This window comes from Cryobacterium glucosi, assembly GCF_004402235.1.
Classification (GTDB): Bacteria; Actinomycetota; Actinomycetes; order Actinomycetales; family Microbacteriaceae; genus Cryobacterium; species Cryobacterium glucosi.
In genome coordinates this window covers 1-7,980 of the sequence record NZ_SOFS01000020.1, presented here as the reverse complement: position 1 = coordinate 7,980, position 7,980 = coordinate 1, and the positions used below count along the sequence as shown (strand labels likewise).

The 7,980-nt window shown below is 63.3% G+C and carries 5 protein-coding genes and 3 pseudogenes; 1 reads left to right on the top strand and 7 read right to left on the bottom strand.

Translation table 11 applies throughout. The features are described from left to right. Positions 1 to 87: 87 nt before the first annotated feature. The 7 genes and pseudogenes from E3O46_RS11095 to E3O46_RS11065 all read right to left on the bottom strand — a co-directional run bounded on the left by E3O46_RS11095 (position 88) and on the right by E3O46_RS11065 (position 7,174). The gene (locus E3O46_RS11095; RefSeq protein WP_134446142.1) at positions 88 to 840 is read right to left on the bottom strand and encodes an ATP-binding protein; all 753 of its coding nucleotides are present in this window, start codon (positions 838 to 840) and stop codon (positions 88 to 90) included. Next, a complete protein-coding gene (locus E3O46_RS11090; RefSeq protein WP_420897729.1) occupies positions 840 to 1,574 on the bottom strand; it encodes a Mu transposase domain-containing protein in 735 nt (244 codons plus the stop codon). The genes E3O46_RS11095 and E3O46_RS11090 overlap by 1 nt, the downstream gene beginning before the upstream one ends. Before the next feature lie 127 nt (positions 1,575 to 1,701). After that, a pseudogene (locus E3O46_RS11085) lies at positions 1,702 to 2,896 on the bottom strand (IS3 family transposase). A gap of 72 nt (positions 2,897 to 2,968) precedes the next feature. Continuing rightward, positions 2,969 to 3,703, bottom strand: a pseudogene (locus tag E3O46_RS11080) (IS256 family transposase); the annotation flags it as partial. Positions 3,704 to 4,305: 602 nt separating this feature from the next. Continuing rightward, a complete protein-coding gene (locus tag E3O46_RS11075; protein WP_241975268.1) occupies positions 4,306 to 4,761 on the bottom strand; it encodes a GtrA family protein in 456 nt (151 codons plus the stop codon). A 446-nt stretch (positions 4,762 to 5,207) separates the two neighbouring features. Then, positions 5,208 to 5,423, bottom strand: a pseudogene (locus tag E3O46_RS11070) (transposase); the annotation flags it as partial. Positions 5,424 to 5,710: 287 nt separating this feature from the next. Then, a complete protein-coding gene (locus E3O46_RS11065) occupies positions 5,711 to 7,174 on the bottom strand; it encodes a cryptochrome/photolyase family protein (protein ID WP_134446642.1) in 1,464 nt (487 codons plus the stop codon). Between the two features lie 90 nt (positions 7,175 to 7,264). Between E3O46_RS11065 and E3O46_RS11060 the strand changes: the two genes are divergently transcribed. Continuing rightward, positions 7,265 to 7,873: an oxygenase MpaB family protein gene (locus tag E3O46_RS11060; protein ID WP_134446643.1), complete on the top strand. Its 609-nt coding sequence runs from the start codon at positions 7,265 to 7,267 to the stop codon at positions 7,871 to 7,873. Positions 7,874 to 7,980: the final 107 nt, after the last annotated feature.

The following is a 7,980-nucleotide window of genomic DNA, read 5'->3' as shown; positions in this document are numbered from 1 at the left end:
TCGCCACCCCCGACACGGCCTGGATCAACAAGCCCGCCGAATCTCAAGAAGACGAGCCGAAACTAGCCGCCTAAACTCACGCTGGCCTCATTCACCTTGACAAATTCCGTTGCGGTGTCGGCGCATGTCGATCTGGCCGAAGTTGATGACCCGGGCGTTGTTGGCCAGGCGGTTCACGATTGAGTCCGCCGCGACCCGGTCCGGCAGCTCAGCAACCCAGTGCGCGGGCCCGGTCTGCGAGGCGATCATCGTCGGGAGCCGGTGTTCGCGGTTCGCGAGGATCGCGAAAAGGTCGCTGGCGGCGTCGCTGTCGATGCCGACGGTGAGGAAGTCATCGATGATGAGCAGGTCGATGTTGGAGAGGTCGTTGAGTAGCTTCTGGTGCGCGATGCCGTTGCCGCGAGCGATGACGAGCCGTCGGGCGAGGTCATCCATCCGGTAGTAGAGAACAGAGTGTTCGCTCTGGCAGGCGCCGATGGCCAGCGCGCAGGCGAGGTAGGTTTTCCCGCCTCCGATGGGCGAGATGATCAGCAGGTTCGTCGGGTCCGAACGCCAGTCGTGAGCGGCATAACGGCGCATCCTGACCGGGGTGATGCCGCGTCCGTCGCGGTAGTCGACCTCGGCGACGGTCGCGCCCGGGATCGGGAACGCGGCCTGACGGATGAGTTTGTCGACCTTGTTAATACGCCGGGACTCCAACGCGTCATCGACCGCGGTGAGGAACAGCTGCTCGGGGGTGAGGGTGTCGTTGCCCTCGTCTTGGATGAGTTCCTCCAGCCTGGTCGCAACATGCGTGACGCGCAGGGCCCGGAACTTGTCGTATTCGATGCTGGTGAACATCACTTGCCCTCCTCGTCACGTGCGTAGTGGGAGGCGTCGCGAACATAGACGTCGTGCATGGTGTCGCGGAAGACGACGGTGCTGACCCGTTTGCGTGTCGAGGCCGCTGGAACCACCGGCCGCGGCTTCTTCGCATCACTGTCGATCGCCGCCATCAACCGTTTCAGCGTCGAGTAGGTCGGATGCGCGCGGCGGTTCAGGAGATCTTGGCAGGCCGCTTCCAATCGTTCCCGGTTGTTCTTGCCGAGCCCGTCGAGGATGTTCTGGCAGGCCAGATAGCCCTGCGCCTCGATCACTTGGGCGTCGAGGATCTGCTCGATCACTGTGACGGTGGCCGGCCCGACGCTGCGGGCCCGGTCGGTGAACCAGCGCCTGGACCAGAGCCCGTCGATGTTGCGGTATTGGGGTGGGACGTGTTCCGGCAGTGTTGAGTACTGGCCTTTCCGGCCCGTGAGCCGCGGGTGTTCGCAGATGCTCTCGTGCCCATCGAAGACGGTGACCTGGGACGAGGTCAGCCGGACCCGCAGCAGCTTGCCCGCGAGTCCGAAGGGCACGGAATAGCGTTGCGTGTCCACGGTGACGTGATAGTTCCGGGCCGCTTTCAGCTCCTTCCACTGAACGTCCTCGAACCCGGCATCGGGCAACGGGGCCAGCAGCTCCCGCTCCTCAGCGTCGAACCTCTCCCACCGGGTCGTGTCGTCCGCGCGGCGGATGTCGTGGTTGATCTCCCGCACCCGCTCGTCGATCGCCGCGTTCAGTTCGCTGAGGGTCGTGAACACGTCATCGTCCAGGTAGCCGATGACGCGTTTGTTGACGACGTTTACCGCATTCTGGCCTTGCCCCCGGTTAGTGGACACGGGGTTATGCGGCTTTAGCGACGACCGCGTTCTGGTTTGAGTATTGCAGTTCGAAGTCGACGGGGCTGACCTGGCCGAGGGAGGTGTGTCGGCGGCGCCGGTCGTAGCGGTCCTCGATCCAGGCGCCGACCTCTCTAGATGCCTTGTTTTTGCTGGGCCAGACGCGTCGGTGGTAGAACTCGGTCTTGAGCATGGCGAAGAAACTTTCCGCCATCGCGTTGTCCCAGCGGACCCCGGTGTAGCCCATCGACGGGGTGATGCGGTGCGCTTTTGCGAACGCGGTGATCTGAGCTGACGCGTATTGCTGCCGTGGTCAGAGTGCCAGATCGCGTCGGGCTCGATCCGGGTCGTCGCGGCCGCGTTCTTGAGGGCGTCAGCGACGAGTTCGGTGCGGATGTGATCGGCGATGGACCAGCCGACGACTTTCTTCGAGTAGCAGTCAATGACGGTCGCGAGGTAGATGAAGCCCTGCCAGGTGTGGATGTAGGTGATATCGCCGACGAACTTGACCCCGGGCCGGGCCGCGGTGAAGTCTCGTTTCACGAGGTCGGGCATGTTCGCGGCCGCTTCGGCATCCGCGGCCGTCGTGACACGGAATGGGCGCGGCTGACAGGCCACCAAGCCCTGCTGGCGCATGATCTGCCGCACGAGCTCGGGCGAGCACTCCGAGTGTTCCGCGGCAAGGTCCGCGTGCACGCGGCGGTACCCGTAGGTGCCGTCGGACTCTTCGAAGAAGTGCCGCACCCGGTTGATCAAGGCCGCCCTGCGGGCCGCGGTCGCCGATTGCGGCCGAGACACCCAGTGATAGAACCCGGACGTCGACACGGCCAGCCAGCGGCACATTTTCACGACGGAGTTCAGGTTGCCGGGCTCGGCTTTCAAGGAGTCGATGTATTCGTACTTGCTCACTACCGCTGCTCCCGCGCGAAGTAAGCGGCCGCTTTTTTCAAGAACAGCGCCTCGGCCTTCAGTTCCTGGTTCTCGCGCTCGAGCTCCTTCAGCCGGGCCCGTTCCGGGAGCGTCAGCTCGGTCTCGGTACCGCCGTTGGCCTCGCGGTGCTTGATGAGCCAGTTGCGGAGAGTCTCGGGGCCGACGCCATACGCGGTCGCGACGTCCTTGATCGATTTGGACGTGTTGATCACCTCGCGACACAGCTCGTCCTTGAACTCCTGGGAAAATCGCCTAAGCGATGCGGTCATGCTGATCTCTGCTTTCAGTAGTCCCTCATCTTAAGAGGGCCCACTGTCCGAGAACTCCGCAGCAGCTCACTGGAATACGGTGCCGATAGCCTTCTTCAGGCCGGTGTGAGCGTCAGACATGACTAGCTTGACCCCGTCGAGGCCGCGGGTCTTCAACGACCGCAGGAAGCTGGTCCAGAAGCCCTCGTTCTCGCTGTCACCCACGTCGAAACCCAGTACTTCCCGGCGGCCGTCAGCGGCAACACCAACCGCCACGACGATGGCTTGGGACACGATCCGGTGCCCGATCCGGGCCTTGCAATACGTGGCGTCGAGGAACACGTAGGGAAAGTCCTGCGCGGCCAGGGTGCGGTCGCGGAACTGGGCGACTTCGGCGTCCAGGCCCGCGCAGATCCGGGACACCTCCGACTTAGAGATCCCGGTGTCAGCGCCGAGCGCTTTGACCAGGTCGTCGACTTTGCGGGTCGAGACGCCGTGAACGTAGGCCTCCATCACGACCGCGAACAAGGCCTGATCGACCCGTCGGCGACGCTCGAGCAGGGCCGGGAAGAAGGACCCGGCCCGCAGCTTGGGGATCTTCAGATCCAGGTCACCGGCCGTCGTTGACAAGGTCCTCGGTCGGGTGCCGTTGCGGTGGGTGGTGCGGTCACTGGAGCGCTCGAACGGGGCGGCGCCGATGAACGCGGTCGCTTCGGCATCGATCAGTTCTTGATAGAGAGTTTCGGTCGCGACGCGGATTCGGTCGGTGACGTCGGTGAGTTTGAGTTCTCCCAACAGGTCGAGCAGGGCAGACTGGTCTAGAGCCATCGTGTGGTGTCCTTTGTGAGTTGCTTAGTCGGTACTCACTGACCATCCCACGGTGGCTCTTCGCGTTGAAGAAGCAACGCTCACGAGCGGGAAACCACACCACTCACAGGGACGTAACCATAGTGGCATGGCGATGTGATCGACGCGACACTTCTGGCTGTGGCGGCCTCGGTGCCGGGCCCGATTGTTAGCGGCCATGCCAAACTGGGCGCCGCCCGGCCACCTTCGGCTTACCCACATCCCGTTGCATCAGCACCCACTATCCCTGCAACCAACTGGCGAGCGAGAGCACGACGACAGTCAGGAAAGGGGGGCGTCGCCCTCTTCCTCCCCCAATCCGCGCAGGATCAGGTCGAGGGTACTGTCAAGATCCGGCTGCATCCTCGTCGGCAATCTCCATCTCAGTCGATACGGGGCGGGCCGTGCACGCTCGATGCCAGCTAGTGTCCTGCGCCGGTAGTTCGTTGTAGAAGTCGGCTGAGGGATTCGGAGATCTGTTTTGCGGGCTTGGTCCAGATGAATGGCTTCGGATTCTCGTTCCATCCTTTGACCCATGCGCGGATGTCTGCTTCGGATACAAAGGCGAGGGAATAGATCGAGGTCTACGCGACGACGTCCGCGGGTATGCTCTCTTCGACGTTGCTGACTTGATCAGTCCTCTGGCTTCCGTAGACCCAGTAGTGATACAGAAGGAACCGTAGACCAGTAGATAACCCCAGCCCCACAACGTTCTTAGCGATGTTGTCCGCGAGGAGGCTCTCAAAGCCCAGTGCATAGTGCGATACCCACAGGCACGCGAGGCTGACGAGCAGCCCCAGGACCGACACGACCACGAACTCAAAGAGTTCGAGCGCGATGTTCGACCTGCGTCGAGCTCGGAACGTCCAGTAACGGTTGCCAAACCAGGTCACGAGAGTCGCGATGCCGACGGAGATGATCGTGGCGCCGATAGGACCTTGCACATAGTGGCTCTGCCCGAGGGCTCCGAGTCGGAGAGCATTGAAGAGGCCAAGATCGACCACGTATCCGCAGAGACCGACGACGCCGAATTTGAGCACGTACGTCAGAGTCGTATCCGCAAATCCTCTAACTAAGTCGACAATCCGCCCCATTGAATCGCTCCCCATCGCTGCAAATCTCCCCAAGAATGAAATATTCTGAAAAGAATATCCTGACCAGACTAATAATCTTCCGGCAGCGTATGAGTGTTCTCGAAGCATTGGGCGATTTTCGAGCTGATTCGACGATGAAGGATCGAGCCGAGGGGTGCGGGAAATGACGCGGTAGGCGGCAGGTCGACGTCTTCAGGCTTCACTCGCGGGATAGTAGCCGCCATCCAACTTTGACAAGGATTACATCCGCGTGCGCGAGTGAGAATGTCGATTACTGCGTGCTCCATTCGGCATCCGTCGGCTTGCTGTCTGCGCTTTGAACCCTCCATCACGCAGTGCCATCTCGAAAAATGAATCTTGGGGCGATTAAAGTCGTCGTCCTCGATGAGTCAATACTCGTACAGCATGACCCGCACCATCAGGCGCGGGTCATGCGGCGACTGGCCCTTCGACTTCGCATACGACGCGTAGAACTTCTGCAGGTCGAGCTGGGTTTCGGCGATGTCCGCGATGAAGCGAGAGAGATGATTCTGCGGTAACCACTCATCCAGCGACGGTGGCACCAGCATCACCGCGGCCGGCTTGAGCGCCCGGAACCGTTTATTCACCCCGCCGCCAGCCTCAACACCATCATCAACGACAGAGTCCACGTGCTCAAGCTCAGCCGCGGGGAAGAGACCCTCCGAATCGCTCAAACCCAATTTTCCCGGACCGAAAACCTAAACCCAGGAAATCCACCGGCGTTTTAAAAATTATCCTCACTGACCCACGCTCCTCGCCTAATTGAAGCTCCGAATTCTTGACCGATCCTTTCATGCTGGTCTCTTCCGCCTTGCACTCCGGTCCTGGCCGGTCGCACTTCCAGTGAATCTAGCGCCCCCCTGACTCTGCCGGCTCACCAGACCGTTCGGGTCCGTTCCTGGGCGACGACGGCCTCACGGTCGACCAAGCGTCTTAGCCCCGCCAGCGGCTGGCTCATTCGATGGTTGCCGCGGATGCGCGGTTCGACCCGGTCGAGAAACGCCCAATACCCGGCCGTGAACGGGCAGGCGTCCTCGCCGAGGCGTTTCTTGGGATTGAATGGGCAGCCTCCGCAGAAATCACTCATCGACGAGATGTAGGCGCCGCCGGACGTATACGGCTTGGTCGCGACCATGCCGCCGTCGGCATATTGCGACATTCCGACGACGTTGGCCGGCATTACCCACGGAGTTCCGTCAACGAACGCCGAGATGAACCAGTCGTTCAGTTCGCCCGGATGATAGCCGCGCTGCAGGGCCTGGTTTCCGAGGATCATGAGGCGCTGGATGTGGTGGGCCCAGCCGGTGTCGGCCACCGCCTCCAGCACGTGGCTGACGCAGGCGGCCCGCACACCAGTGCCGTCGAGCTCCCAGTACGACCGGGGTAGCGGTTCGTGCGCGGCGAGGAAATTATTGTTCATGACATAGGCGGGCCCGAGGTGCCAGTACAGGTGCCAGACCCAGTCCCGCCACCCCATGAGCTGGCGGACGACGGCCTCGACGCTCTGCAGGGGCGCCGCGCCGCTCGCGTGGGCCAACACGACCGCATCGATTACCTCCCGAGGATGCAGCAGGCCCAGGTTGAGCGGCACGCTCAACCTGGAGTGTGCCATCGCGTCGTCCCCGCGCAGGGACGCATCCTCGAACGGACCAAAGTCATTCAGTCGGGTCTCGATGAAGTCTTCGAGGGCGGCCAGGGCCTCCGCCCGGGTCGCGGCGAAGCGCCGGGGCCCATCCCGCCCGATCAGGGTGATGCGGCCATCCGCTTGCAGCCGGTCGAGGTCTCGGCGCACTTCTTCGTCGATGTCGTCTTCGACCGGCTTCCACGGGTCGGGCAGGCCGAGGGCGATGGCCGCGCGGGGTGGCGGACGGCGGTTGTCGTGGTCGAAGTTGAAGCGGCCGCCCTCGGGGTCCGGCCCGCGCATCAGTACTCCGGTCCGCGTGCGAACCGAACGGTAGAACTGCTCGAGTACGAGCCGGGAGGCCGGGCGCCCCTCGACCCAGTCGGCGAAGTCCGCCTCGCTCGTGATGAATCCGCGGCTCGGCAGCACGCTGGCGCCGAGTTCGGCCACGAGCGCCCTCGCCCCCCAGCTGGTGGGGTCGATCACCTCGAGCGGGCGACCGGAGAGCACGTCGCGATAGTGCTCCGCATGCAAGAATTCGACGCGGTCGCCGAGTTCCCGCGCCCGGTGACGCAGTGCGCTGAGGATGAGGTGTGCCTTCGCCCGGTGATAGGGCCGCCGCCCGAGGACCCCGACCGCCTCGACCAGCACAATCTGTCCGCCGTCATCGAAGTGCGGTCCAAGCTGGTCAGCGAACAGGAAGCGGGGCACCGGCATGATTGTGAGTCTAGGGCGGGGCACCCGCGACGGATTCCCTCGCCCGGCTGTTCGGGGCGGATGCCCAGCGATCCCGGGTTAGCCTCGGGTATGGGCAGGTTCACGGACAGTTGGCGATCGAACCTCCTCGGGACCCTGTCGGGCAACAGCGAGGGCCGGCCGCAGTGGGTCGGCACGATGGAGCTCGGCGATGACGCGAACTTCTTCGGCCCCGGATCGGCCGCATGGGCTGTCCACGGCGGCATGGCGACGATGGTCGCCGGGATCAGGGCGCTGCTGATGAAGACCCTGCACCCGGGGGCGATGGCCGGGGTGCACGACTGGTCCCGGTACAAGGAGGACCCGCTCGGGCGCCTCTCCGGAACGATCCAGTGGCTCGTGACTGTCACCTTCGCCGACACCGTGCGCGCGGAACTAGAGTCGACCAGGGTGGGGCGTTTCCATGACCGGGTCAGGGGCAGTTACCTCGACGCTGCCGGTGTGCGGCGGAACTATTCGGCGGGTGACCCCGAATTGTTGTCCGGGGTGCATATCGTCTTAACGGATGCTTTTCTCGAGTCACACAAGCTGTGGGGTGGTCGGGGCGCGGGCGGCGCGATCGCCGGCGGCGCCGACGGGTACGTGCGCGAGTGGGCGAAGGCCGGCGAGCTGATCGGCGTGCAGGATCCGCTCCGCTCGGCCGGGGAGCTGAGAGCTTAGCCTCGATCCACCGGTGAGAGTCGGGGTTTGACGGCGCGTTAAACCGAGAATGCCTTCCAGGTCAGGAAAAATGGAACTTACTTAGGGTTCATTTTTCACGACAAGAA

Bases quoted from the DNA above. Each gene is read 5' to 3' on its own strand.
- E3O46_RS11065 (WP_134446642.1), bottom strand. From the start codon at position 7,174: ATGCCGGTGCCCCGCTTCCTGTTCGCTGACCAGCTTGGACCGCACTTC.
- E3O46_RS11060 (WP_134446643.1), top strand. From the start codon at position 7,265: ATGGGCAGGTTCACGGACAGTTGGCGATCGAACCTCCTCGGGACCCTG.
- E3O46_RS11095 (WP_134446142.1), bottom strand. From the start codon at position 840: ATGTTCACCAGCATCGAATACGACAAGTTCCGGGCCCTGCGCGTCACG.